This is a genomic window from Alteraurantiacibacter aestuarii, from assembly GCF_009827405.1.
Lineage (GTDB): Bacteria > Pseudomonadota > Alphaproteobacteria > Sphingomonadales > Sphingomonadaceae > Alteraurantiacibacter > Alteraurantiacibacter aestuarii.
On record NZ_WTYY01000005.1, the window covers coordinates 133276 to 158851 of the forward strand.

Annotated in this window: 23 protein-coding genes and 1 tRNA gene; 13 read left to right on the forward strand and 11 right to left on the reverse strand. The window is 62.9% G+C overall.

Features of this window, described 5'->3' with window-relative positions:
- Positions 1-18: 18 nt before the first annotated feature.
- Positions 19-912, reverse strand: coding sequence for a prephenate dehydratase (locus GRI32_RS10490; RefSeq protein ID WP_160592011.1), 894 nt, complete (start codon positions 910-912; stop codon positions 19-21).
- A gap of 118 nt (positions 913-1030) precedes the next feature.
- On the opposite strand from GRI32_RS10490, the gene GRI32_RS10495 reads away from it, so the two are divergent.
- The gene (locus tag GRI32_RS10495; RefSeq protein WP_160592013.1) at positions 1031-1675 is read left to right on the forward strand and encodes a c-type cytochrome; all 645 of its coding nucleotides are present in this window, start codon (positions 1031-1033) and stop codon (positions 1673-1675) included.
- Positions 1676-1736: 61 nt separating this feature from the next.
- Here GRI32_RS10495 and GRI32_RS10500 read toward each other — a convergent pair whose 3' ends face one another.
- The 3 genes from GRI32_RS10500 to GRI32_RS10510 form a co-directional block, all read right to left on the reverse strand.
- Positions 1737-2417 carry an RlmE family RNA methyltransferase gene (locus tag GRI32_RS10500; protein WP_160592015.1) on the reverse strand — a complete coding sequence of 227 codons (681 nt, stop codon included), beginning with the start codon at positions 2415-2417 and terminating at the stop codon, positions 1737-1739.
- A gap of 2 nt (positions 2418-2419) precedes the next feature.
- Complete coding sequence (locus GRI32_RS10505; protein ID WP_160592086.1) at positions 2420-3703, reverse strand: Ppx/GppA phosphatase family protein; 1284 nt, start codon at positions 3701-3703, stop codon at positions 2420-2422.
- 103 nt (positions 3704-3806) lie between these two features.
- The gene (locus GRI32_RS10510; protein WP_237437519.1) at positions 3807-4625 is read right to left on the reverse strand and encodes a sterol desaturase family protein; all 819 of its coding nucleotides are present in this window, start codon (positions 4623-4625) and stop codon (positions 3807-3809) included.
- A gap of 41 nt (positions 4626-4666) precedes the next feature.
- On the opposite strand from GRI32_RS10510, the gene GRI32_RS10515 reads away from it, so the two are divergent.
- Together GRI32_RS10515 and GRI32_RS10520 are read left to right on the forward strand one after the other, a co-directional pair.
- The gene (locus GRI32_RS10515) at positions 4667-5254 is read left to right on the forward strand and encodes a TIGR04282 family arsenosugar biosynthesis glycosyltransferase (protein ID WP_237437520.1); all 588 of its coding nucleotides are present in this window, start codon (positions 4667-4669) and stop codon (positions 5252-5254) included.
- On the forward strand, positions 5254-5976 hold the full coding sequence (locus GRI32_RS10520; RefSeq protein ID WP_160592017.1) for a glycosyltransferase: 723 nt from the start codon (positions 5254-5256) through the stop codon (positions 5974-5976). Before GRI32_RS10515 ends, GRI32_RS10520 begins: the two co-directional genes overlap by 1 nt.
- On the opposite strand, the gene GRI32_RS10525 is transcribed toward GRI32_RS10520, so the two are convergent.
- Positions 5927-7021: an SDR family oxidoreductase gene (locus GRI32_RS10525; protein ID WP_160592019.1), complete on the reverse strand. Its 1095-nt coding sequence runs from the start codon at positions 7019-7021 to the stop codon at positions 5927-5929. The two genes, GRI32_RS10520 and GRI32_RS10525, sit on opposite strands and share 50 nt — an antisense overlap.
- Entirely contained in the window at positions 7015-8079 is a 1065-nt protein-coding gene (locus tag GRI32_RS10530) for a methyltransferase domain-containing protein (RefSeq protein ID WP_160592021.1), read from the reverse strand. Before GRI32_RS10530 ends, GRI32_RS10525 begins: the two co-directional genes overlap by 7 nt.
- A gap of 101 nt (positions 8080-8180) precedes the next feature.
- Between GRI32_RS10530 and GRI32_RS10535 the strand changes: the two genes are divergently transcribed.
- From GRI32_RS10535 to GRI32_RS10550, 4 genes are all read left to right on the forward strand, one after another.
- A complete protein-coding gene (locus GRI32_RS10535; protein ID WP_160592023.1) occupies positions 8181-9596 on the forward strand; it encodes a dihydrolipoyl dehydrogenase family protein in 1416 nt (471 codons plus the stop codon).
- A complete protein-coding gene (locus GRI32_RS10540) occupies positions 9596-10591 on the forward strand; it encodes a radical SAM protein (protein WP_160592025.1) in 996 nt (331 codons plus the stop codon). The genes GRI32_RS10535 and GRI32_RS10540 overlap by 1 nt, the downstream gene beginning before the upstream one ends.
- A gap of 38 nt (positions 10592-10629) precedes the next feature.
- The gene (locus GRI32_RS10545) at positions 10630-11049 is read left to right on the forward strand and encodes a DUF2147 domain-containing protein (protein ID WP_160592027.1); all 420 of its coding nucleotides are present in this window, start codon (positions 10630-10632) and stop codon (positions 11047-11049) included.
- A gap of 54 nt (positions 11050-11103) precedes the next feature.
- Positions 11104-11177, forward strand: a tRNA-Gln gene (locus tag GRI32_RS10550).
- A 32-nt stretch (positions 11178-11209) separates the two neighbouring features.
- Here the strand turns inward: GRI32_RS10550 and GRI32_RS10555 are convergent.
- The gene (locus GRI32_RS10555; RefSeq protein WP_160592029.1) at positions 11210-11884 is read right to left on the reverse strand and encodes a queuosine precursor transporter; all 675 of its coding nucleotides are present in this window, start codon (positions 11882-11884) and stop codon (positions 11210-11212) included.
- Positions 11885-11973: 89 nt separating this feature from the next.
- Between GRI32_RS10555 and GRI32_RS10560 the strand changes: the two genes are divergently transcribed.
- From GRI32_RS10560 to GRI32_RS10580, 5 genes are all read left to right on the forward strand, one after another.
- A complete protein-coding gene (locus tag GRI32_RS10560; RefSeq protein WP_160592092.1) occupies positions 11974-13332 on the forward strand; it encodes a NupC/NupG family nucleoside CNT transporter in 1359 nt (452 codons plus the stop codon).
- 10 nt (positions 13333-13342) lie between these two features.
- Positions 13343-14266, forward strand: a complete 924-nt coding sequence (locus tag GRI32_RS10565) for an isopenicillin N synthase family dioxygenase (protein WP_160592031.1) — start codon at positions 13343-13345, stop codon at positions 14264-14266.
- Positions 14267-14485: 219 nt separating this feature from the next.
- A complete protein-coding gene (locus tag GRI32_RS10570; protein WP_160592033.1) occupies positions 14486-17908 on the forward strand; it encodes a TonB-dependent receptor in 3423 nt (1140 codons plus the stop codon).
- Between the two features lie 88 nt (positions 17909-17996).
- Positions 17997-19679: a bifunctional metallophosphatase/5'-nucleotidase gene (locus GRI32_RS10575; protein ID WP_160592035.1), complete on the forward strand. Its 1683-nt coding sequence runs from the start codon at positions 17997-17999 to the stop codon at positions 19677-19679.
- Between the two features lie 79 nt (positions 19680-19758).
- On the forward strand, positions 19759-20673 hold the full coding sequence (locus tag GRI32_RS10580) for an LOG family protein (protein ID WP_237437521.1): 915 nt from the start codon (positions 19759-19761) through the stop codon (positions 20671-20673).
- On the opposite strand, the gene thiD is transcribed toward GRI32_RS10580, so the two are convergent.
- Entirely contained in the window at positions 20670-21485 is an 816-nt protein-coding gene (gene thiD / locus GRI32_RS10585) for a bifunctional hydroxymethylpyrimidine kinase/phosphomethylpyrimidine kinase (protein ID WP_160592039.1), read from the reverse strand. The two genes, GRI32_RS10580 and thiD, sit on opposite strands and share 4 nt — an antisense overlap.
- Positions 21482-22819 carry a phosphoglucosamine mutase gene (gene glmM / locus GRI32_RS10590; RefSeq protein ID WP_160592041.1) on the reverse strand — a complete coding sequence of 446 codons (1338 nt, stop codon included), beginning with the start codon at positions 22817-22819 and terminating at the stop codon, positions 21482-21484. The genes thiD and glmM overlap by 4 nt, the downstream gene beginning before the upstream one ends.
- Before the next feature lie 172 nt (positions 22820-22991).
- On the opposite strand from glmM, the gene GRI32_RS10595 reads away from it, so the two are divergent.
- The gene (locus GRI32_RS10595) at positions 22992-23603 is read left to right on the forward strand and encodes a superoxide dismutase (protein WP_160592043.1); all 612 of its coding nucleotides are present in this window, start codon (positions 22992-22994) and stop codon (positions 23601-23603) included.
- Positions 23604-23714: 111 nt separating this feature from the next.
- Here GRI32_RS10595 and GRI32_RS10600 read toward each other — a convergent pair whose 3' ends face one another.
- Positions 23715-24212 carry a hypothetical protein gene (locus tag GRI32_RS10600; protein ID WP_160592045.1) on the reverse strand — a complete coding sequence of 166 codons (498 nt, stop codon included), beginning with the start codon at positions 24210-24212 and terminating at the stop codon, positions 23715-23717.
- Between the two features lie 168 nt (positions 24213-24380).
- Positions 24381-25544: an AI-2E family transporter gene (locus GRI32_RS10605; protein WP_160592047.1), complete on the reverse strand. Its 1164-nt coding sequence runs from the start codon at positions 25542-25544 to the stop codon at positions 24381-24383.
- Between the last annotated feature and the right edge of the window lie 32 nt (positions 25545-25576).

The window sequence follows — 25576 nt, forward strand, 5'->3', positions numbered from 1 at the left end:
AACCTGATCAGAACCTGATCAGCCGCGCACGCGGGCCTGCCGGTAAGTGCCCAGCATGCGCAACTCCTTGGTGTGGAACGCCAGTTCCTCCAGCGCGCGATCGATCGCCGGATCACCCGGTGCGCCCACGATATCGGTGAAGAACATGGTGGCGGCAAAGCTGGCGCCGTTCTGGTAGCTTTCCAGCTTGGTCATGTTCACGCCATTGGTGGCGAAGCAGCCCAGCGCCTTGTACAGCGCCGCAGGCACGTTGTTCACCTCGAAGATGAAGGTGGTTATCGCCGGCTCGCCCGCCAGCGTGGCAGGGTCCAGCGGCTGTGATGCCAGCACCACAAAGCGCGTGGTGTTGTCCTCTGTGTCCTCAACCCGTTCATCGACGATATCCAGACCATATAGGTCTGCGGCGATGGCAGGGGCGATCGCAGCCATGCGCGGGTCGCCCAGTTCCTTCACATGGGCCGCCGCACCTGCCGTATCGATATAACTGAGCGGCACCATGCCCCGGTCCGCCAGATACTTGCGCGACTGGTTCAGGGCGTGGGGATGGCTGAAGGCGGCTTCGAACGGCCCCTTGCCCACCGCCATCAGCGCATGGTGGATGGGCATGAAATATTCGCCGACTATCGAAAGTCCGCTTTCCGGCAACAAGAAGTGAATATCGGCCACGCGGCCCGCTTGCGAATTTTCGATGGGAATCATCGCGCAGCCTGCGCGGCCTTCCTTCACCGCGTCCAGCGCATCGGCAAAGCTGAAACAGGGCAGCGGCAGGCAATCGGGCGCGTATTCCATTGCCGCACGGTGAGAATTTGCTCCCGGCGCGCCTTGGAAAGCGATTGCGCGCTGCGGATCAGCTGCCGCGGCAGCATGCATTTTTTCGACCAGGGCGAGGGCTGGGGCGGGGAAAGAGTCCATGGCGCAGAGCGGTTAAAGACACATATCGGGGCGAACAAGCCACTATCGACACTTGCGCCTGCGGCGCTGCACCACTAGAGCGCAGCCCAAATGAGCTAAACGTGGCAGATGAAACCCGATGACTGACCGTCTCAATACCATTTTCGGCTGGCTTCTCTTTGCTGGCGTCGTTGCCCTTATCCTTCGCTTCGTGACTGGCCTTGCCATGCCCGAGGAAGAACGGCCGGAGCAACTGGGCTATGTGATCGAAGGCGTGGAAGCCGCCGGCGGCGCCGATGCCGGTCCCTCGCTGGCGACTTTGCTGGCCAGTGCCGATGTTGCGGCGGGTGAAAGCACCTTTGCCAAATGCAGCGCCTGCCACACGATTGCGCAGGGCGGTGCCGATGGCATCGGCCCGAACCTGTGGGGCGTCCTGGGCAAGCCGGTCGGCCAGCATGCAGCCGGTTTCGATTATTCCAGCGCCCTGGCCGATCATGGCGGTGACTGGTCATACGAGAATATGGATCACTGGCTCGCCAGCCCGCGCGCCTTTGCCAATGGCACCAAGATGAGCTTTGCCGGACTTTCCAAGCCGGAAGAACGCGCCAATGTCATCGCATACCTGCTCGCCAATGGCGGCGGTCCGGCCCTGCCGGTGCCCGAAGTGGCCGAACCCGCAGCCGATGAAGCTGCGGTTGAAGGCGAAGCGGTAGATGGCGCGGCTGTTGAAGGTGAAGCTGCTGCCGGTGAAGAAGCTGCGGCAGCGGCAGACGCCGCAGCCTGATCGCTGACCGAATCGGAGGGGGTCGCTGATCAGCGCGCCCCCATTTCGGTCCGGCCTCTATTCAGTCCGGCTCCTGTCCGGCGCGACCCTTGAATCCCTGAGCGACCACATACCATTCGGATGAGCCCTTGCGGCTGGCAGGCGGCTTGGTGTGCTTGACCGTGCGGAAGTGCTTTTTCAGCAGGTCGAGCAGGTCCTTGTCGGTCCCGCCCGCCAGCACCTTGGCAACGAACGCGCCGTCCTTCTCCAGCGTTTCCGTGGCGAAATGGACAGCCGCCTCCACCAGACCCATCGTGCGCAAGTGGTCGGTCTGCTTGTGGCCAACCGTATTGGCGGCCATGTCTGACAGCACCAGATCGGGCGCACCGTCCAGCCCCGCTTCCAGCGCGGCAGGCGCCTTGTCGTCCATGAAATCCATTTGCAGGATGGTCACGCCTTCGATCTCGTCCGTTTCCAGCAGATCGATCCCGACAATGCTCGCCCCCGGCGCCTTGCGGCGCACGACCTGGGCCCAGCCGCCCGGGGCAATGCCCAGATCGACCACGCGCCTGACGCCTTTGAGCAGGTCGAATTTCTCATCCATGCCCAGCAGCTTGTAAGCCGCGCGGCTGCGATAGCCGTCGGCCTTGGCTTGCTTGACGTATGGATCGTTCAGCTGCCGCTCCAGCCAGCGCTGTGAGCTTGCGGTGCGTTTCTTGGCGGTCTTGAGCCGCCGGTCGCCATCTTTGCCGGACCGGGCCATTATTACATCCCTTCCTGCTTGATACGGCGCAGCGCAGCCTGAGCCTCGGCCCCTTCGGCATCGGCGGTCATCATCGAACGCAATATCCCTTCGCGAATGCCCCTGTCGGCCACGCCAAGGCGCGGCGCGGGCCAGATATCCAGTATTGCCTCCAGGATCGCGCAGCCTGCCACAACCAGATCGGCGCGTTCATTGCCGATGCAGTTGAGCTGGCGGCGATCATCGGGCGACATGGCTGACAGCTCGCTGGAGATGGAGCGCATGGCATTGGCGGGCACGATCAGCCCGTCCACCGCCTTGCGATCATATTGCGGCAGATCCAGATGCAGACTGGCCAGAGTGGTCACGGTGCCGCTGGTTCCCAGCAGCCGCAGATCAGGCGAACGATGGGCATCGATGCGCCGGGAAAACCGGGCAAAGCTCTCGCTCACCAGCCGCTTCATTTCCGCATAGCGGGCCAGGCGCGCTGCTTCGTCGCCCTCTTCCGGGCCGACGGTTTCGGACAGTGAGACCACGCCCCACGGCACGCTCTCCCAGTCGATGATATGCGGGATTGGCGCGCCCGATTCGATCAGCACCAGCTCGGTCGATCCGCCGCCGATATCGAAAATCACGGCCGGGCCGATGCCGTCTTCCAGCAGGATGTGGCAGCCCAGAACGGCCAGCCGCGCTTCTTCCTGCGCGCTGATGATATCGAGGTGAATGCCGGTCTCGCGGCGCACGCGTTCGATGAAATCCTCGCCATTCTCGGCCCGCCGACACGCTTCCGTGGCGACCGATCTGGCCAGATGGACATTGCGCTTCTTGAGCTTGTCCGAACAGATCTTGAGCGCGCCCACGGCCCGGTCCATCGCCTCTTGCGAAAGCAGGCCGGTCTGCGCCAATCCTTCACCCAGCCGCACCACGCGACTGAAGGCATCGATCACCACGAAGTTCTCATCTGAAGGCTTGGCAATCAGCAGGCGGCAATTGTTGGTGCCAAGATCAATTGCGGCATAGGCCTGGCGGTAATTGTGATGCGGCGGGCGGCGCCATGCGTTGCCATCGCGCGAAACGGTGGATTGCGTGTCACGGGCAATGGTCTGATCATTGGCGGGGCGAGCGGGCGCGGTGCGGCCTGTGTTGCCAGAGCTCTTATTGGCGCCATTTTTGGCCCCGTTGCTGCCATTACTCTTGCCGGTCTTCGAGCGCGCTTTCGCCGGTTTCACTTGGGAGCGATCAGATCGCCTGCCCCTTCGATCACCAGCCACCTTGTTGCGGCCGTCCGGCGGAGACATGTCCGCCATATTCGATAAACTCACTATTCAATCACCCGCCACATGAGCGGAACCTGAGGTGAAGTTAGCCTATGGGGGGCATGCGGGCAAGCTAAGGCGAGTTAGGGCGGTCTCAGCCTTCGCCGCGGTGGCCCGCAACACGCGCCGGGGCGAGCAGGGCGGGCAGCAGGTTCGTATCGCGATCGGCCAGCGGATCATCCACCCCGATCACGATATCGGCCTGCGCCACATCATCGCGAAACGTGCCGTGCAGATGGTCCCACACGGATATGCCGCTGCTCCAGTTGCTGTCCATTTCGGACAGGTCCTGGCTGTGATGAATGCCGTGCATGCGCGGCGTGGTGACGACGCGGGACAACGCCTTGTCCCAGCCTTTTGGCAGGCGAGTGTTCGAATGGTGGAACAACACCGAGAGCAGGAAGAAGCCCTGCCAGCGCTTCAGCTGCACGGGATCGACCCCGCTCACCCTCACCTGAACCAGCCGCCATGGCAGCGACACCAGCATGTCCGCGAAATGAAAGCGCACGGCGGTGGAGGCGTCCATGTCCGGATCGATGTGGTGCACGCGGTGAAAGCGCCACAGGAACGGTACTTTGTGCGTCGCCACGTGCCACAGGTAGAAGCCGTAATCCATGACCAGAAAGGCCGCTGCCTTGCCGATAAAACCGCCGCCCAGCGCGGCTTGCACACCGCGCCCGCGCTCTGCATTCCTGCGCGCGATGGCCTGCGTGGCCGGGGCCTCGCTCACCATGATCACCGCCTGGCAGGCTGCGCCCATGGCGATGTTGCGGGCAATGCGCGGCATTGCCTTGCGTGTCTGGCGGCGCAGCGGCCGGGCGCGCTCTGCCAGTGCGATCGTGCCCACCACCGCAACGGTGGCGGCCAGACCTGCAAGTTGGAGGAATCGCGATGACATGGTGCGTGCGATCATGGAGGTTCGCCAAAGCCGCGTCTACTCGCTAGGAGGCGCAGATGGCCGTGATGCAGCCCCCGACAATCGCGCTTTTCGCCAAATATCCCGCCGCCGGGGCCGCCAAGACGCGGCTGATCCCGGCGCTGGGCCCTGAAGGCGCGGCGCAGGTCCATCGCCTGCTGGTGGAGCGCACCATCGCCACCATCAGGCACAGCGGCCTGCCATTCGCCGTCTATTTCTCCGGTGCTCCCAGAGAGGACTTTGCCGCATGGCTGGGTGATGACGTGGCGCTGGTGGAACAGGGCGAGGGCGATCTGGGCGATCGGCTGACGCGCGTTGCGGCGCCCGCCATATTGCTGGGCGCCGATATTCCGGGCCTGACACCGCGCCATTTGCAGCAGGCGGCCAGCGCGCTCGATCGCAGCGATGCGGTTGTCGGTCCGGCGCAGGATGGCGGATATTACCTGCTCGGCTTTCGCCAGCGCCTGCCATTCCTGTTCACGGACATGGAGTGGGGGACAGCCAGCGTGCTCGACCACACGCTGGCGCGGCTCAAAGCGCAGAATATCGCCTTCACGCTGCTGGATATGCTGGCCGATTGCGATCGCCCGGCGGACCTTGCACATTATCCCAATCTGTTGCCGTGATGCGGACCAGCATAGTCATCCCCATGCTCAATGAGGAGAAGGCGCTTCCCCGGCTGGCGCAGGTGCTGGCCGCGCTCGACCCGGCGCCGCACGAGGTGCTGTGCGTCGATGGCGGCAGTGAGGACGCCAGCGTGCAACTGGTGCAGAGTTTCGGCTGGCGCGTGGTGCATTCACCGCGCGGACGTGGTGTGCAGATCAACAACGGGGTGGCGGCAGCAAGTGGTGAGGCGGTGGTGATCCTCCACGCCGATACCTGGCCGCCAACCGATGCCATCGCGGTAATCGCGCGCACGCTGGCCGATCCCAGGGTGGCGCTGGCCAGTTTCACCCCAATCATTCGCGGGCCGGACAAGACCCGCTGGGGCACCACCGCGCATAACTGGCTCAAGACCTGGTATGCGCCTCTGCTGTTTCGCCCGCGCCTGTTCCTGAAAGGCGCGCGGCTGTTGTTCGGCGATCACGCGATGTTTTTCCGCCGTGCCGATTTCCTCACCGTGGGCGGCTGCGATCCGGCGGCCAAGGTGATGGAGGAAGCCGATCTGTGCATCGCCATGACGCAGCTGGGCAAGGTCAGGCTGGTGCCGCGCGCCATCGAGACATCGGACCGGCGGATCGCCGAATGGGGCGCGCTGAAGGCCAACTGGATCTACCTCAAGATCGGCTTTCTGTGGGCTATCGGTGCGCGTGAGCGGCTGGAGCGGCACTATCCGGATGTGCGTTAGCCCGATGTGCGCTGGCCTGATTTATGCTGGCCACGACCGGGGGCGCTGACGGAAGATATCCCGCCGCAATCGCATGCTGGATCAGCCGGTCCATCCATGCGCGGTCGGTCGGCGCGCATGCCAGCCCGGTCAGTTCGCGGAACCTGCTGTCATCGAACACCGGGCCGCGCCGGAAATAGCTGCCGAAAGTCTCCAGCATCCGGCCCAGTACGCGCCGCTGCGCCGGGGGCAGGCGGGTGATATCGAAACTGGCCGGATCGACAATCTGCGGATCGGGGAAATGGGCGATCCGCGCCACGCCATGCGCCAGTTCGGCAGAGGGCGTTGGCCGGTCCCCCACCAGATGAAAAGTGCCACCGCGCGCCTGCTCCATCCGCTCTGCAATGCGCAATATACCCTCGGCCACATGGTCAATCGGCACCAGGTTGAGCGTGGATGAGGCGCTGGCGGGAAAGCTTGCGATCTTGCCGCGCGCCATCAGCCGGAAGACATTGCACAGCGATGGAAAGTCCCGGATCGCGCCGGATGCGCTGTCACCCAGCGTGATCGAGGGGCGGGCGATGGCGAAGGGCACGCCGCTATCGCGCACGACCTGTTCGCCGCGCGCCTTGCTGGCCTCATATCCATTGGCGAACGCTGTTCCCGGCGGCACCGGGCCTTCCTCTATAACCCCGTCGCGCAGGCCGCAGACATAGGCGGTGCTGACATGCAGCAGGGCCGCATCGCAGGCGTGCGCGAAGTCTGCCGCCTGGCGCGTGCCTTCCACGTTGGTGCGCTGCAATTCCTCCTCCGGCGCATCGAATTCCAGCGATGCGGCGCAGTGGATCACCAGATCGATGTCATGCCGCGCGGGATCGAGGCCCAGCATCGGCGCGGTGATATCGCCTGCCACGACGTGTACGCCCGGCACCAGTGCGCCGTCATTGCCGCGCACATGCCTGTTGCGGCGGACCAGCGCCGTCACCGCGTGGCCGCGCGTACGGGCCCGCGCGCAGACCTCTCCGCCGATCAGTCCGGCGGCCCCGGTGACGAGTATCTTCAGCAACAGGGGGCCGACTGGTTTTTCGGGTCGCTCTTCTGCGGATTGGCGTCACTCTGGCCAAATGGCACCGCCGTGCCGCAGCCGGGAAACACGCCGTAATGCGTGCTGAAATCGCCGATGAAGTCAAAATGCGGGGCGAAGCGCGTTTCCGCCAGCATCAGCCAGCTGTTGCCGCACACGGGAAAGACGCGCCCCTTCTCGATCGCGTGATGGGCATCGAGGTGGAACATCTTCTCCTGCCCCCGGACCGTACCCCTGTAGCGCACGGCCTGGCCGTAGTCCTCGCATTGCGGCTCCAGCCCGGCCAGCTTGAACAGGCGGTATGTGGCGGACACGAAGCTTATCCCTTCCAGCTTGGCGGAAACTTCCGCGTCATTGATGCCCAGCGGACGATCGGTGACGAGGCGCGGATCGGCAAAGCCGGCCTGCTTGGCCAGCATGTCGAAATCGCCCCAGTACAGCGCGCCAGACAGGCACTCGCCGTGCAGCACCGGATCATCCAGCAGGTGCGCGGGCACGCGCCTGTCAGCATAAACGTCTGAGAAGTACAGCTCCCCGCCGGGTTTCAGCAGGCGGTGCGCGGCGCGGAAAACCGCCAGCTTGTCCGCCACAAGGTTGATCACGCAATTGGAGACGATGACGTCGAAGCTGGCAGGCTCCAGCCCCAGTTCGTCCAGCTTTTCGATATCGCCTTCCACGAAGCGCACATTGTCAAAGCCGAACCGCTCAGCATGCCATGCGCGGTGCGCTTCGGCGACGTCGAGCTGTTCGCGCGTGGCGTCGACCCCGGTGACCGAGCCATTCGTGCCCACCATCTGTGCCAGCAGATAGGCGTCCTGCCCCGACCCCGATCCCAGATCGAGCACATGGGCACCCTCAATCGCTTGCGGCACCACCAGCCCGCAGCCATAATAGCGCGCCTTCACCTCCGGGTGGACATTGGCCAGCGCGGCCAGAATATCGGGGGCGGGCGCTTCCGCCGTGCAGCAGGCATCGGTGCGCAGATCGGCACTGCTTTCCAGCACCTTGCCATAATAGTCGCGTGAATTTTCCAGATTCATGAAACCTGATTTCCTTTTGCGGCGAATGTTCGGGCAATAGACAGAATTCCTATCGCTTGGCAGCCGTATTTGGTTACTCTGGCGGTTCGTCCGGGGATCATATGAAATATACGCATGATGCAATCGTTATCGGCGCAGGTGCCGCCGGCCTGACCGCTGCCGGGGGCTGCGCGCTGTTCGGCCTCAAGGTCGCACTGATCGAAAAAGGTGCGATGGGCGGCGAATGCCTGAACAATGGCTGCGTGCCGTCAAAGGCGATCATCGCCTCTGCCCGCCGAGCGGCCGAGGCGCGCGAGGAAAAGCGGCTGGGCGTGCAGCTGGCTGCGCCACAGGTGGAATGGGCGGGCGTCCACAAGCACATCCACGATGCCATCGCCACCATCGCCCCGCATGATTCGCAGGAACGTTTCGAGGAAATGGGCTGCGAGGTCATTCGCGCCCACGCAAAGGTGACGGGCGGACATTCGGTGGAAGTGGCAGGCCGCACGCTGACAGCACCGCGCATCGTCATCGCCACCGGCTCCCAGCCGTTCGTGCCGCCGATAGAGGGGATCGACAGCGTCCCCTTCCTCACCAATGAAAACCTGTTCGAACTGACGCAGCAGCCTGCCCATCTGGTGATCATGGGCGGCGGGGTGATCGGCATGGAAATGGGGCAGAGCTTCCGCCGCCTTGGCAGCGAAGTGACGATCATCAATCCGGGCCGGGTGATGGGCCGCGACGATGCCGACAGCGTGGCCGTGGTGGTGGACCGGATGACCCGCGAAGGCGTGCGCTTTGTCGATGGCAAGGCGGCCAGGGTCGCAGGCGAAGCGGGCGCGATCACCGTGCACACCGACAAGGGCGAAGCTGTTACGGGCAGCCATCTGCTGATTGCGGTGGGGCGCAAGGCGCGTGTTTCCGGCTTCGGGCTGGAGGATCTGGGCGTGGAACTGGGCCGCAACGGCATCAAGGTGGACGCCCGCCGCCGCACATCGGTGAAATCCATCTATGCCATTGGCGATTGCCGCGAAGGGCCGCGCCTGACGCATGTGTCCGGCTATGAAGGCTCCAACGTGGCGCTGGAAATCGCCTCCGGCCTGCCGACCAAGGTCGATTGGCGGGCGCTGCCATGGTGCACCTACACCGATCCCGAAGTGGCGCAGATCGGCATGACCGAGGAGCAGGCGCGCGAGCAGCACGGGGACGCCGTGAGCGTGGTGCGCGAGAACTTCGATCACAACGACCGCGCTGTTTCCGAAGGCGAGGTGGCGGGCCACCTGAAGCTGGTGCTCAAGGGCAAGAAAGTGCTCGGTGCCAGCATCGTGGGCCATAATGCGGGGGAATTGCTGCTGCCGCTGACGCAGGTGATTACCGGCAAGGCCAGCACGTTTGCGCTGGGCGGTGCGGTCATTTCCTATCCCACCCGCAGCGAGATCACCAAGGCCGCAGTGTTCAAGGCGTGGGAGCCGACCGTGTTCGGTGCATGGCCGAAGAAATATGCCCGCTTCGTGTCTGCATTGCGTAAAATGCGCTGATGGCGACACGGATCAAAAGCCGCAATGCGCCCGCCGGGCCGTCCCCCTTCGCTCTGGCGGAGAAGCGCCCGCTCGCGCCTGGAAAATTCACCGATCCGCTGGTCACCGCAGACGGCAGCGCGCGCGCGCATGTGGCGCTGGAAAAGCTCAATACGCTGTGGCTCAACACCGGGACCCTGTGCAATCTGGCCTGCGCCAGCTGCTATATCGAAAGCTCCCCCACCAATGATGCGCTGGTGTATCTGGGCGCGCAGGAGGCGGCGCGATTCTACGATGAGATTGCCGCCACCGGCCTGCCCACGCGCGAAATCGCCTTTACCGGCGGCGAGCCGTTCATGAACCCGCAGTTCCTGACGATGCTGGAGGACGCGCTGGAGCGCGGTTTCGAGGCGCTGGTGCTGACCAACGCGATGAAGCCGATGCAGCGCCACAAGGCGGCCCTGCTGGCGCTGCGGGAGCGGTTCGGCGGCGCGCTGACGCTGCGCGTGTCCATCGATCACCACAGCAAGGCCGTGCATGAGGGGGAGCGCGGTGCAGGCAGCTGGCAACCGATGATCGAAGGGCTGCAATGGCTTTCGGCCAACGGCTTTTCCATCGCCGCTGCCGGGCGCATGCTGGCTGGCGAAGGCATGGATGCGGCGCGCGCTGCCTATGCCGCCCTTTTCGCGCGGGAGGCCGTTGCCATCGATGCCGGCGATCCGGCGCGTCTGGTGATGTTCCCCGAAATGGACGCCGCTGCCGACGTGCCCGAAATTACCGAGGCGTGCTGGGGCATTCTGGGCAAGTCGCCATCGCAGATCATGTGTTCAAACAGCCGCATGGTCGTGCACCGCAAGGGGGAGGATCACGCCCGCGTGGTGGCCTGCACCCTGCTCCCCTATGATTCGCGCTTCGATCTGGGCGAGACACTGGCGCAGGCGGCGCGCGATGTGCCGCTCAACCATCCGCATTGCGCGCGTTTTTGCGTGCTGGGCGGGGCAAGCTGTTCGGCCTGATCTGGACCTGAAAGGCCATTTCGTGCGTTAAGTGCGTCATGAAACGCCAACTTGCCGTATTTTCCGCTCTTGCCCTGGCTGCCACTGCGCCGGGCGCTTCTGCCGTGACTTCGATCGACGGGACCTATCGCGATTCGGACGGGTTTGTGGAGATCACCGTTGCGCCCTGCGGCAATGCCCGCTGCGGCACGATCACGCGGATTATTCGCCGCAAGCCGGGTGAGCCGATGAATGACGCGCATAATGACAATCCCGCATTGCGCAGCCGCCCGATACTGGGCGTCACCTTGCTGCAGCGGCTGAGCTGGCGCGACGGTGCCTGGCGCGGGCAGGTTTACAACCCTGAGGATGGTGGCACCTACCGCGCCGTGGTCAGGCCGGCGGCGGGCGGAGCGCTGGAAGTGCAGGGCTGCCTTTCGATCATCTGCCGCACCCGCATCTGGCCCAAAGCCGCCTAAGAATTATTGAGGGCTTGATTCCCCGAAGCGCGCGGGATAGAGGCGCCCGCCTGTTGCCCTGTCGTCTAATGGTAAGACTACGGACTCTGACTCCGTCAATTGAGGTTCGAATCCTCACGGGGCATCCAGCTTTTCACCACCATCCTGCCCGCTCGCGAAATTATTCGCCGGGTTGGGCCGCGCCGGCCTGGATGCGGTGCGCCAGCATCACCAGCAGTTTGATCATTGGCGGCACGAAGATGATCGACAGCACCACCTTGGCGATCGACTGGCCCAGCATCAGCTCTGCAATCGGGCGCACGCCGTAGAAGGCCACGGTGATGAAGATCAGCGTATCCACGATCTGGCTGAGCATGGAGGCGACCGCGCCGCGCAGGGCGACGAACGGCCCTTCCTTGCTGCCCAGCTTCGAGAATATCCACACGTTGAGCGACATGGACACGCCGTAAGCCAGTATTCCGGCCACCATCAGGCGCCAGCTCTGCCCCAGGATGATCGGGAAGGCTTCCTTGGCCGGTTCGTACATGCCCGGATCGGTCGGCAGTTGCAGGACGATCCACGTCAGGATGATGGCGGTGACAAGCGGCAGAAAGCCGAACCGGACCAGCAGGTTGGCAGTGGCGCGGCCATAAAGCTGGGCCACCGTGCTGGACAGGGCGACCAGCAGCAGGAAGGGGAATATCCCCGCCTCCACCGCCAGCGGTCCGATCCCCACCTGCTTTGCCCCAAGCACGCCTGCAATACAGGTCATCCCGCCATACAGCAGCGCATAGAGGAACAGCGGGAGGGGGATCTGCACACTCGCAGGGGCGGATGGTGATGGCGGTGTCGTCATCGACCCACTCCTATTTCCAAGATCGGACAAAGGGAAGTGCCCGGGGGCAGGCGGTGTGGAAACTATTGACCGTGCCCGGTGCAGACGCGATGAACCGTGTTTCGGCTCGCCACATTGGAGCAATCTTGCCACCTCATCTGATCAGCATCGCTGGAATCGCGGTGATCCTCGCTGCCGCCGTACTTCTGTCGACCGCGCGCAGGCGGATACGGCTGCGTATCGTCCTGGCGGCGTTTGCCCTGCAGGCCGGTTTTGCGCTGCTGGTCCTGCGCACGGCATGGGGCCGGGCGGTGATCCAGTTCCTGGCTGACGGGGTGGGCGCGCTGCTGTCCTATGCCGACGAGGGGACGCAGTTCCTGCTGGGCGCATCGGCGGACAATCCGCTGTCGGATACATTCGCGCTGGGCGCGTTGCCGGTGATCATCTTCTTCGCCTCGCTGATATCGATCCTGTATTATCTGGGCATCATGCAGCGGATCGTGCGCTGGGTTGGCGGGGCGATTGGTTGGGTCACGGGGATCAGCCGGGTGGAATCGCTGGGTGCTGCGGCCAATATCTTCGTTGGCCAGTCCGAAAGCCCGCTGGTGGTGCGGCCCTATCTTGCGGCGCTGTCCCCTTCCGCGCTGTTCACGCTGATGAGCGTGGGCATGGCGGGCGTGGCCGGAACCATCCTTGCGGCCTATGCCGGGCTGCTGGGCAATGAATACCTGCCATCGCTGCTGGCTGCGGCCTTCATGTCTGCACCCGGCGGCATATTGATGGCCAAGATCATCATGCCCGATGACGATGACGGCTCTCCCGCTGTGCAGGGCAAGATCACCCTGCCGCATACGCGCATCAGTTCAGAAGGCCCCGCCGCCATTACGGAGGCGGGCAGCAAGCCGCATGAAGTGGAAGTGGCCGAAGGTTTCGACGATGAAAACAGCCCCGCCAATATCATCGAGGCTGCGGCACAGGGCGCGCAGACCGGCCTGAAGCTGGCGGTATCTGTGGGCGCGATGGTGCTGGCCTTTGTGGCGCTGGTGGCACTGGCCAATGGCGTGCTGGGCGGCCTTGGCGGGCTGATCGGCATGCCGGACCTGACCTTCCAGGGGCTGCTGGGTCACCTGCTGGCCCCGGTCATGCTGCTGCTGGGAATCCCTTGGGAAGAAGCGCAGATCGCCGGCGGACTGTTCGGCACCAAGATCGTGCTCAACGAATTCGTGGCCTTCATCGACCTGCAGGCTCTCGACCTTTCCGCGCTGAGCGAACGCAGCCGCGCGATCACCATTTTCAGCCTGTGCGGCTTTGCCAATCTCAGCTCCATCGCCATACAGATGGCGGTGACCGGCGGGCTGGCCCCCAACCAGCGCCCGGTAATCGCCCGGCTGGGCCTGCGCGCACTGGCGGCAGGCTCGCTCGCCAATCTGATGAGCGCGGCGCTTGCCGGCCTGTTCCTGCCCTATTGAGAGACATAAGATGACGGACATTGCCTCGGTATCGCTGGAAGAGCCACTGGCCGATCTGGCCCAGCGCCTTGGTGCATCTTTCGAGGAATTCGGCTTCGCCATCGTGCGCGATCACGGAATTTCCGACGATCATATCGCCCGCGCATGGGAAGTGACCCGCAAGTTCTTCGCCCTGCCAGAGGAAGTGAAGCGCGCCTATCACCTGCAGGGCAAGGCGGGTGCGCGCGGCTACACGCCGTTTGGCGTTGAACAGGCCAAGGATGCCCACGTTCGCGATCTCAAGGAATTCTGGCACGTCGGGCGCACGCTGGAGCCGGGCGATCCGCTGGAGGCTTTCATGCCGCCCAATGTGTGGCCCGATGAAGTGGCCGGCTTTCGGCAGGCTCTGGAAGTCCTCTATGCCGATTTTGAAGCCAGCGGCGCGCGCATATTGCAGGCCATTGCCGTGTATCTGGGCGAGGACAGGGATTTCTTCGCGCCCACCGTGGACAAGGGCAATTCGGTGATGCGCCTGCTGCATTACCCGCCCGTGCCTGCGGATGCGCAGGGCGCGATCCGGGCCGCCGCGCATGAGGATATCAACACCATCACCCTGCTGCTGGGGGCAGAGGAATCCGGGCTGGAGCTGAAGACCAGATCGGGTGAGTGGCTGGCAATCGCCCCGCCCGAAGGGGCGATGGTGGTCAACATCGGCGACATGTTGCAGCGGCTGACCAACGGACATCTGCGCTCCACCACCCACCGCGTGGTCAATCCGTCGGGCGGGGCAGGGCAGCGCCCGCGCTATTCCATGCCGTTCTTCCTGCATTTCCGACCCGATTACCTGATCGAGCCGATGGCGCAGTTCATCGATGACGCACACCCGAATCCGCCTGCGCCGATAACCGCCGAAGATTATCTGCAAGAGCGGTTGAGAGAGATTAAGCTGGCCTGACTTATCAACAGAAAGGCAAAAGTTGGGTCGTGTTGCATTGCGGCAACAGACTGTAGTCATTGAAAAGATTGCATATGTCGTTTCCATTGCAACTTTTCGTTCGCAATCGGACCGGGTCATGACATCGGTGTCATATCTGCGACTTGTAAGAGTCACGAGACCTGCTTAGCGGCGTGAACCGTCATTGGATTAAACCAATCAACGACGGAGCGCTTTCAAATGAAAATTAGGTATTATCTGGCCGCCAGCATGGCGAGCCTGGCCACATCCATGGTGATGGCCCCGCAGGTCGCTGCCCAGCAAATCACTTCGGGCATGGAAGGCGAAATTGAATCCGCCGACGGTTCACCCATCGCCGGTGCCACGGTCACCATCGTTGATGAACGTACCGGCCAGCAGCGCACCGTCACCACCGGCAACGCAGGACGCTTCTCCGTCGGCAGCCTGACTCCCGGCGGACCTTACACGATCACCGCAACGGCCAATGGCTTCGAAGGCCAGAGCCTGCAGAACCAGATGATCAACCTGCAGGGTTCGACGTCCTACACTTTCGCGCTGACGCCGGTATCTTCGGCAACTGACGTAATCGTCGTTGACGCGCAGCGTGTCCGCGTGACGCAGCTTGCTGTCGGGCCGAGCCTTTCGTTCGGATCTGACATCCTCGAAGGCTTTCCCTCGATCAGCCGCGATATCCGCGACATCATCCGCATCGATCCGCGCGTCAGCCTCGACCGCGAAAACGATGTCGAGCGCATTTCCTGCCTCGGCGGCAATGACCGCACCAACACCTTCACCGTGGACGGCGTTGTCCAGGCAGACAGCTTCGGCCTCAACGGCACGCCTTTCGCGGCGCGCAACGCTCTGCCGCTCCCCTATGACGTGATCCGTGAAACGTCGGTCGAATTCGCTCCGTTCGACGTGGAATATTCCGATTTCACCGGCTGTCTGATCAATGTGGTGACCAAGTCCGGCCAGAATGATTTCCACGGCAGCGCCTTCATCACCTATCGCGATTCCGGCATGCGCGGCAGCACGGTGGACGGCCAGTCCTTCGTTCCCGCCGAATTCCAGGAAAAGCGCTGGGGTGCCACGCTCTCCGGCCCGATTGTCCAGGATCGCCTGTTCTTCCTGTTCGGCTATGAAGAAACCGACCTGGGTGACAGCAACGACATCGGCCCCGCCGGTGGCGGTTTCCCCAATGATGCTGACTACGTCACCATCGATCAGTTCAACCGCTTCGCCCAGATCGCCAATGACGTTTATGGCCAGGATGTCGGCGGCTATCCGCGCTCTCTGCCTGAATCGTCTGTCCGCTATTTCGGCCGCCTCGATGCGATCATCAACGATGATCACCGTCTGGAGCTGACCTATCAGCGGCTGGAGGAAACCAATGTCGAAAGCGACACGGGCACCAACGAGCTGACCGGCCTCAACTCCTTCGAGGACGAAGGCACGATTTCCGACTATTACGCCGCCCGCCTGTTCTCCGACTGGAGCGACACGGTTTCCACCGAACTGCACATCTCGCGCTCTGAAGTGGGTGACGTACAGGGCCCTGTCGGCTTTGGTGAAGCCCAGTCGGACAATCCCACGGTTCGCCTGTCGGTTGGCGTGGTCGGTCCCGATGAAAACGGCATCCTGTCCACCGGCCCCGGCATCTTCCGTTCGGCCAACCAGCTGGATACCAAGGTCGATCAGGCCAAGTTTATCATCAACATCGATGACGGCGATCACCAGTTCAAGTTCGGCGCAGAGGTTTCCGATCTGGAAGTTTACAACCTGTTCGCCATCAATGCGACCGGCACGCTGTACTTCAGAAATCTCGATGATTTCGAACAGGGCCTGGTGGCCGCATCCACCGGCGGTTCCAACGTGTTCGGCGATGCTGATGACCTGGCCGACGGTTCCAATGGCGGCGGTACGATCGCGGCCACGGACAGCGGTGACATCAACGATGCCGCAGCCCGTTTCAGCCGCCAGATCTATGCCCTGTATGCGCAGGACCAGTGGCAGGCCACTGATCAGCTGAGCATCACCGGCGGTGTGCGTTTCCAGTGGTATGCGGGCGATGCACCGCGCGCCAACCCCACCTTCCAGAATCGCTACGGCTTCAGCAATTCGGTATCCTTCGGCGATATCAAGCCGATCATCATGCCGCGCCTGGCCGCGACATATGAATTCGACAATGACGGCTTCTTCTCGAACAGCTCGCTCAAGGCAGGCATCGGCGCCTATTCCGGCGGCGATCCGGTGGTGTACTTCTCCAACGCCTTTTCCAACAACGGCTTCTCCACCGGCACCGGCGATACATTCTCCAGCCAGTGCGCAGGCCTGCTGGATAGCAATGGCCAGTTCGACGTGGTTCAGAACGGCCAGTTCACCGGCTTCCCGCAGTGTGCTGTAACAGCAGCCTCGGCGCAGTCGGCAGCTGGCCTGGCGGACACGCAGTCCACCGATCCGAACTTCGATATTCCGGTGGTTTGGCGTGCCAACCTCGGCTTTTCGACCATGCTGGGTGAAGGCGTTGGCTTCTTCGACAACTGGAGCTTCAACGTCGATTACATCTACAGCCACTTCACCAATACGATCAACTTCGTCGACCTTTCGCAGACCATCGATATCCGCAAGGGCCTGAACGGTTACACCGTTGATGGCCGCCCGATCTATGCGGCTATCGACCCCACGGCGGCAGGCTGCGATGCCCTGTTGCAGGGTTCGGGCGGCACTCCGCCGGTATGGGCCAATGTCACCGCAGCGTGTTTCAATACCCGCCGCGATGACGAAATCCAGCTGACCAATGGCCGCAACTATGACAGCCACGTGGTTTCCGCAGTGCTGGCAAAGACCTTCGATGGCGGTGTGTTTACCGACGCCGGCAGCACGCAGGTCAGCTTCGGCTATGCCTTCACGGACTCGAACAACTTCCGCAACGCCAACAGCTCGACCGCCACATCGTCCTATGACGAATCGGCGGCCTTCGACCGGCAGAATCCGCGCAACGGCACCTCCAACTACGAAACGCGTCACCGCTTCACCGTGGCGATGAATTTCACCGAGGAGTTCTTCAGCGAATATGACACCCAGCTGGCGCTGTTCTTCAGTGCCCAGTCTGGCCGTCCGTACTCGCTCACCTTCGATGGTGGCGGCGTATTCGGAGACTCCTCTTCGGGTAATGACAACGCCCTGCTGTACATCCCCAGCGGGCTGAACGATGCCAATCTGTCGCCGTCTTCGGATCCGGCAGCTGTGCAGTCGCTGCTCGATTATGTTGCCGGCCTCAGCTGTGCCAGCGGCTTCTCGGGTGAAACGATCGTTCGCAACACCTGCACCGAGGATTGGGTGTATGATCTGGACATGCGCATCAGCCAGGAAATCCCGGGACCGGGCAGCCTGTTCGGAATGGAAGACCGCATCCAGATCTTCGCCGATTTCGACAATGTGCTGAACATGATCGACAGCAGCTGGAACACCCAGCGTGCACGCGGCATCTTCGGTGACGGCCAGCTGGTCGATATCGTCGATGGCGGTGTCGACAGCGCGGGCCGCTATATCATCTCGGGCTTCAACCCGGACGATACGCAGCAGATCAACGTGTCTGCTTCGGCCTGGCGTATCCAGATCGGCGCTCGCTACGAGTTCTGATCGGCGAACGGGCGATGAAATCGGGCGGCGGCGCTGTAACAGGCGCCGCCGCCTTTTTTCTGCCCTTGAGATTGTGGAGAAGACGCGAATGAATGTGCGGATCCTGGCAACCCTGCCGTTTTCACTCGCGCTGGCGGCCTGTGTCAGCGTGCCCGATGCCGCTGCCCCGCTGGCCGCGCCGCCTGTCGAGATCCAGATTCTGGCGCTCAATGATTTTCACGGATACCTGGAGGCGCCCGCCGGACCTACCTCATACCGCGACGGGGAAGAGACCCGGCGTGAGGAGCTGGGCGGGGCTGCCAACATGGGCGCGGCACTGGCGCGCCTGCGCAGCGGACAGGCGCATACCATCACCGTTGCGGCGGGGGACCTGATCGGCGCCAGCCCGTTCCTCTCCGCCAATTTCCTCGACGAACCTTCGATCATGGCGCTGAGCGCGATGGGGCTGGAACTGGCCTCTGTCGGCAACCATGAATTTGATCGCGGCGTGGAGGAACTGCGCCGCATGCAGGATGGCGGCTGCGCGCAATTCACCTCGCGCCAGCCTTGCGCGCTGGATGATTTTCCCGGAGCCGGTTTCACCTATCTGGCCGGCAATGCGGTGGACGGGCAGGACCGCGCGGTGTTTACCGGAACGGCCCTGCGCAGCTTCGGCCCGCTGGAACTGGGCTTTGTCGGCCTGACGCTGAAGGACACCGGATCGCTGGTCTCACCCGCTGCCACAGCGGGCTATCGTTTTCTGGACGAAGCACAGACCGCCAACGCTCTGGCACAAGATCTGATCGCGCAAGGCGCGGACAGCGTGGTGCTGCTGATCCATGAGGGCGGACGGACGGAGCCGTTCAACAATGTCAGCGGCTGCCCGGACCTTTCCGGCGCCATCGTGCCGATCATGGAGCAGCTCGATCCGGCGATTGCGCTGGTCGTCTCCGGCCACACGCATAATGCTTATGCCTGCGCGGTTTCGTCTGCTGATGGCGGAAGGCGCATGCTCACCAGTGCCGGTCGCTATGGCACGTTCGTGACCGATATCCGCCTCACCATCGATCCGGCTAGCGGCCATGTGGCGGGGCTCACGGCAGTCAATGTCCCGATCAGGCCGGAACCATCTGTTCAGGCCGACATAGACACCCTTGTGCAGCGTTATGCCGCTGCTGCGCGTCCGATAGCGGACCGGGTGGTGGGCGAGATTACTCTGCCTGACGAGACCGGAGACGCCTGCATCGAACAGCCCGCGCAGGCGCTGGTGGCAGATGCCCAGCTGGCCGCGGCACGGCGGCTGGTGGATGCAGATGTGGCTCTGGCCTTCATCAATTCGGGCGGCGTACGTTCCGATCTTGCCGCAGCCGCCGACGGGGTGATGACCTATGGTGAGATTTTCGCCATGCAGCCCTTCGGCAACAGGCTGGTGGTGCTGGAACTGACCGGCGCCCAGATCGGCGAGGTGCTGGAACAGCAATTATGCGGCGATGGCTATTGCTATTCCTACCTCATCCCCTCGGCCAATTTCACCTATGGCTTCGACCGCTCCCGTCCTGAAGGCGCGCGCATTGTCGGCATGATGCTGGACGGGGAGCCGATCGATCCGCAGGCGCATTATCTGGTCAGCGCCAATAATTTCATTGCCAGCGGCGGGGATGGCTTCACCGGCCTTGCCCAGGGCACAGTGGTTGGCGATGGCGGGCTGGATGTCGATGCGCTGGAAAATTATCTTGCCGGCGGCGTGCAGGTCCCGGCGTGCGGCCGGATCAGGCAGCTGGTCGCAAGCTGATCTGTTCAAGTTTCCTCCCGGCCCTTTGCATCGCCCGCGCCAAGGCCTTAGGGCGGCAGTCAAATTCGGGAGAACAGACTTGGACAAGAGCAAGGACAGCGCGGAAGATCCGCAGCATCTGGTAGGTCGCAAATTCTATCCTGCAGAGGTTGAGGCCAACTTTGCGGACAGTGATCCGACGGATACACCGCAGACCCGCCACCCGGCCTACCGGCTGGCTTTTCGCGATACCGATTTCCTGCTGCGCGAGGAACTGCGCCCGGTCCGGTTCCAGCTTGAATTGCTCAAGCCGGAAATGGTGCTGGAAGAAGCGCGGGTCGGTTCCACCCTGGTGATGTATGGCTCGGCCCGTATCCCTTCGCCAGAAGCGGCGGAGAAGATGCAGTCTGGCGTCGGCTATCTGTCCGACAACCAGCGCACGGTGACCGAAAACCTGATCGCCAAGGCCAAATATTACGACGAGGCTTACAAGCTGGCCAAGATGGTCAGTGAAAAGGCGATTGTGGAGGAGGGCCTGCGCCAGTTCGTGGTGTGTTCGGGTGGCGGGCCATCGATCATGGAAGCGGCCAACAAGGGCGCCAGCGATGCCGGGGCGGAAAGCATCGGCCTGAATATCGTGCTGCCGCATGAGCAGGCTCCCAATGCCTATGTCACGCCTTACCTATCGCTCAATTTCCATTATTTCGCGCTCAGGAAAATGCACTTCCTGATCCGTGCCCGCGCAGTGGCGGTGTTCCCCGGCGGGTTTGGCACATGCGATGAATTGTTCGAGCTTCTCACGCTGATCCAGACCGGCAAGATGAAGCCGATCCCGATCCTGCTGTTCGGTCGGAAATTCTGGAACCGCATTGTCGATTTCGAAGGACTGGCGGAAGAAGGCACGATCAGCAAATCGGACCTCGATCTGATCAGCTGGTGCGAAACGGCGGACGAAGCGTGGAAATCGATCTGCAACTTCTACAAGCTGAGCGATCCGATCAGCGGCTGCGATTAAGTGCGCGGCCTGCCCACGCCCTGATGTCCCATCGGGCCGTGGCCGGCGCCAAAGCCGGGCGCGGCCTCGATTGCCTGGCGAACATATTGCCGGGCCAGGCGCACGGCATGGTCCAGCCCTTGCCCGTGCCCGGCCAGCGTGGCGATGGCGCTGGACAATGTGCAGCCGGTGCCATGCGTGTGGCGGGTGTCGATCCGCGCATCTTCAAAGCTGACAAAGGAGCCATCGGGATGGATCAGCCGGTCAACGATCCGCTCTCCCGCGCCGTGGCCACCCTTGGCCAGGACAGAGCGGCCATGCCGCCTGACCAGTTCCTGCGCAGCTGCGGCGATGGCGTTCTCGCCTGACAGATCCATGCCGGTCAGGGCTGCCAGTTCGGGGATGTTGGGCGTGGTCAGCGTGGCCAGGTCCATCAGCCATTCGAACACGCCAATCGTCGCCTCATCCGCCAGCACTGATCCGCTGGTGGCGACCATCACCGGATCGAAGATGATGGGGACGGGCAGGTCCTCCAGTCGGTCTGCCACCACTTCGGCGATATCGGCGCTGCCCAGCATGCCGATCTTCACCGCATCCACGCCGATATCGCTCATGCAGGCATCCATCTGCGCGGCGACGAAATCGGGGCTGAGCACTTCTACCGCGGTCACGCCCTTGCTGTTCTGCGCGGTCACGGCGGTGATGGCGGTCATGGCATAGCCGCCCAGCATGGTGATGGTCTTGATATCGGCCTGAATCCCCGCCCCGCCGGAGCTGTCCGATCCGGCGATGACCAGAATGCGCGGCGGGGATGAGCTGGGGCGCTTGCTCAAGCAGCCTTCTCCACCGCGTCGCAGATGGCATCCACCACGCGTTCCACCTCGTCCGCATCGTCGCCTTCGGCCATGACGCGGATCAGCGGTTCGGTGCCCGACTTGCGAATGACGAGGCGGCCCGTTCCGGCCAGATGCGCCTCTGCCTCACGTATCACTGCCTGCACGTCTGGCGCTGCCAGCGGATCGCCGTTTTCATAGCGGACGTTCTTGAGCAGCTGCGGCACCGGATCGAACAGGTGCAGCAGTTCTGATGCCGGCTTGCCGCTGCGCACCAGCGCGGCCAGCACCTGCAGCGCGGCAATCGTGCCATCGCCGGTGGTGGCGTGGTCCAGCAGGATCATGTGCCCCGATTGCTCGCCGCCGACGTTATAGCCGCCGGCCTTCATTTTCTCGAGCACGTAGCGGTCGCCCACCTTGGCACGCACCAGATCGATCCCACGGGCTGCCAGAAAGCGCTCGAGGCCGAGGTTGGACATGACTGTGGCCACCACGCCGCAGCCCTTCAGCAGGCCCTGTTCTGCCATGGTGGAGCCGATCAGGGCCATGATCTGGTCCCCGTCCACTTCCTGACCCTTTTCGTCGATCACGATCAGCCGGTCGGCATCGCCATCCAGCGCAATGCCGATATTGGCTTTTTCGGAGACCACCCGCGCCTTTATCGCGCCAAGATCGGTGGAGCCGACGCCGTCATTGATGTTGAGGCCGTTGGGGTGGACGCCCATCGCCACCACATTCGCGCCCAGTTCCCAGATCGCGGTGGGGGTGACGTTGTAAGCCGCCCCATGCGCGCAATCGATCACGATCTTCAGCCCGTCCAGCCGCACATCCACCGGCAGCGATTGCTTGACCGCGTGGATATAGCGCCCGCGCGCATCATCGATCCGCCGGGCACGGCCGATCTTTTCTGCCTGCGCCAGTTCCTGCTCGCGGCCCATTTCGGCCTCGATCGCTTCTTCGTCCTCGTCCGACAGTTTGAACCCGTCGGGGCCGAACAGCTTGATGCCGTTATCGGCAAAGCGGTTGTGGCTGGCGGAAATCATCACCCCGATGTCCGCGCGCATTTCCCGCGTCAGCAGGGCCACGGCGGGGGTCGGCAGCGGCCCGGTCATGATCACATCCATGCCCACGCTGGTGAAACCGGCCACCAGCGCGGTTTCCATCATATAACCGGAAAGGCGGGTGTCCTTGCCGATCACCACGCGGTGTTTGTGATCGCCGCGCAGGAAGTGCTTGCCAGCCGCCTGGCCCACTTTCATTGCCGTGGCTGCCGTAAGCGTGCCGGCGTTGGCGCGGCCGCGAATACCGTCAGTACCAAAATAGGTGCGTGCCATTTATGTCCTCTGGGGCTTGCAACTCATATCTGTGCTTGCAATGGCGCGGCTGGCCGCCAATGTCACGCCCAAGGCTGGGCTTTGCCCCAAGCGTAACAGGCAGATCATTTGCAACCGATGCGCGTTTTGTGCGTTGGCCTATTGAACAGCAGACCGACAGGAAGGGATCCACATGGCTTTCGAACTTATTTCCTTGCCCTATGACAGCGAAGCGCTGGCTCCGGCAATCAGTGCAGAAACGCTCAGCTATCACCATGGCAAGCACCACAAGGCCTATATCGACAAGACCAACGCCGCCATCGAAGGCACCGATCTTGCAGGCAAGTCTCTGGAAGACGTGATCGCGGCGGCGCGCGGCTCCAACCAGGGCCTGTTCAACAATTCCGCGCAGAGCTGGAACCACGGTTTCTACTGGCACTCGCTCGCGTCCAGCAGCACCGGCCCTTCGGGCGATCTGGCTGCCAAGATTGACGAGGCTTTTGGCTCGCTTGACGATCTCAAGGCCAAGCTGAAGGATCGCGGCGCAGGCCATTTCGCCAGCGGCTGGGTGTGGCTGGCTGAAAAGGGCGGCAAGCTCTCGATCGAGGAAACGCATGACGGCGATACGCTGGTGGATCAGGGCTTCAACCCGCTGCTGACCATCGACGTGTGGGAACACGCCTATTACCTCGATCACCAGAATGCCCGCCCGTCTTACCTGAGCGCAGTGGTCGACGGCCACCTCAACTGGGATTTTGCGGCGGACAACCTGGCCCGTGGCAGCGCCTGGACCTATCCGGCCTGATCCACATTTGTTCGGACAATGAAAAGCCCGCCCCGTCGCATGGACGGGGCGGGCTTTTTCATGTCAGGGTTGCGGCTCAAGGCCGCAGCTCAGAGTTGCGGCGGCACAATGTCAGCCGAGCGGATTTTGATCCCCGCAGCTATCGTAAACCCGGCCAATCGCATCGCGCGCGCCGGCCACATCAAATTCGATCGATCGCCGCGCGCCGTCCACCGGATCAAGTCGCACTTCAATATGGCTGGCATCGGCCAGGCTTTCCAGGAACGGGATCAGCGCCCGGTCGCGCCGCGTGTTCACCGCCTCCACCGTATTTTGATAATAGCGCCATTTGGCATCGCGCGGCGTACTGCCGTCAAACAGCAGGGTCACATCCCTGATCGATGCCCGCGTGCTGGGCGCTCCCAGTGCCTCAGGCGTGTAGATCAGCGCGAATACGCTGCGATCGCCCGGCTCATTGCATTTCAGGATCAGCTGGTCGCCGCCGCTCGATTGCACGCCGGCCTGCATCACGCCGTTTTCGTCTTCGAAAAAGCCCCAGTCAGTGTCCTGAGCGTATGCAGCTGTTGCCAATAGGGTGGCGCTTGCCACTCCGGTAAGAAATAAACGCATGGTCTTCCCCTCCAAGCATCCTCTTCCCTGTCCGGAATTTCAACGCAGGAGGGCCACCATGATTATTGCATGTGCAGCGCCCGGCAAATATTCATCCATCCCGGCACACAGGGTTGCCCCCAGCCTATCGTTTTACTTGAGAAAGGCAAGGTCGGGCCAGGCTGGCCTTCAATCCTCGTCTGCCAGCTCCAGGATGTTGGTCGCAAACAGCGGTTCGCCAAACAGGAAACCGATCAGGTTGGGCTTGCCCAGATGATCGACCAGTGCGGTCAGCGTCAGCAGGATGGGAACGGACAGAAGCGCGCCCGTCACGCCCCAGATCCAGCTGAAATAGGACAGGGCGAGCAGGATCAGCACCGGGTTCATGGTGAAGCGGGCGCCCAGGACCGAAGGCGTGATGACATTGGCCTCCACCGTATGCAGCCCCAGATAGGCGGCGGCCGGAATCAGCCCGATCAACGGCACATCGGCGGTGCCCAGACCAAACAGGGTGAGCAGCGCGATCATGATCATCGGGCCGATGTAAGGCAGGAAATTGAGCAGCGCCGCCAGTCCGCCCCACATCACCGGCGCATCCATGCCCAGCGCCCAGGCGCCCAGCGCCACGATCACGCCAACGCCCAGATTGATCAGGCCAACGGTCAGGATATAGGCGGCCACCCGGTCCTGCACCTCGCGCATGACCCGCGCTGCCTTGAGGCTGGAATCGACCTGCTGGCGTTGCAGCAGCAGGCGGCGGCGCAGGCGCACGCGGGCTTCTATCATGAAGAACGCCAGCATGATGGTGAGCAGAATTTCCAGCACCACGGTGGGGGTGGCAAAGGCCAGCTGTTCCAGCATGGACGGTCCGGCCAGGACCACCTGCTGCCCACTCTCCGCGCCGACGATGCCGGCAACCTGTTCGTTCAGCCGCACGATCCACTGCATGGACCCTTTGAGGTGGCTGAAATGCTCGCCAATGCGGGCAATCATCGCGGGTACTTCGTCAAACAAGGTCACCGCCGGGCGCAGAACCACGGTCAGCGCCAGCGACACGATTGCCAGAAACAGCAGCAGCGCCATCAGCGATGCGATGAAGTTGGGCACGCCCCAGCTGGCCAGCCGGTCTGCCAGCGGGGACAGCAGGATGGTGAGAATAATCGCGGTGACCAGCGGCAGGAAGACGATGGCGCCGATCGAAAGAACGAACGGCAGGGCCAGAAACAGGCCAACTGCCAGCAACAGGACCAGCGCCGAGATCAGGCGCAGTTCCTGTGCCGCAAAAGTCATGGCCTGTTTGCGCACCGGCGATTGCGGCTTTTCCTGACCTTTGACTTGCGTTGGTGTCTTCATGACCGCGCCACTATTCCCCCCGAATCGAATTC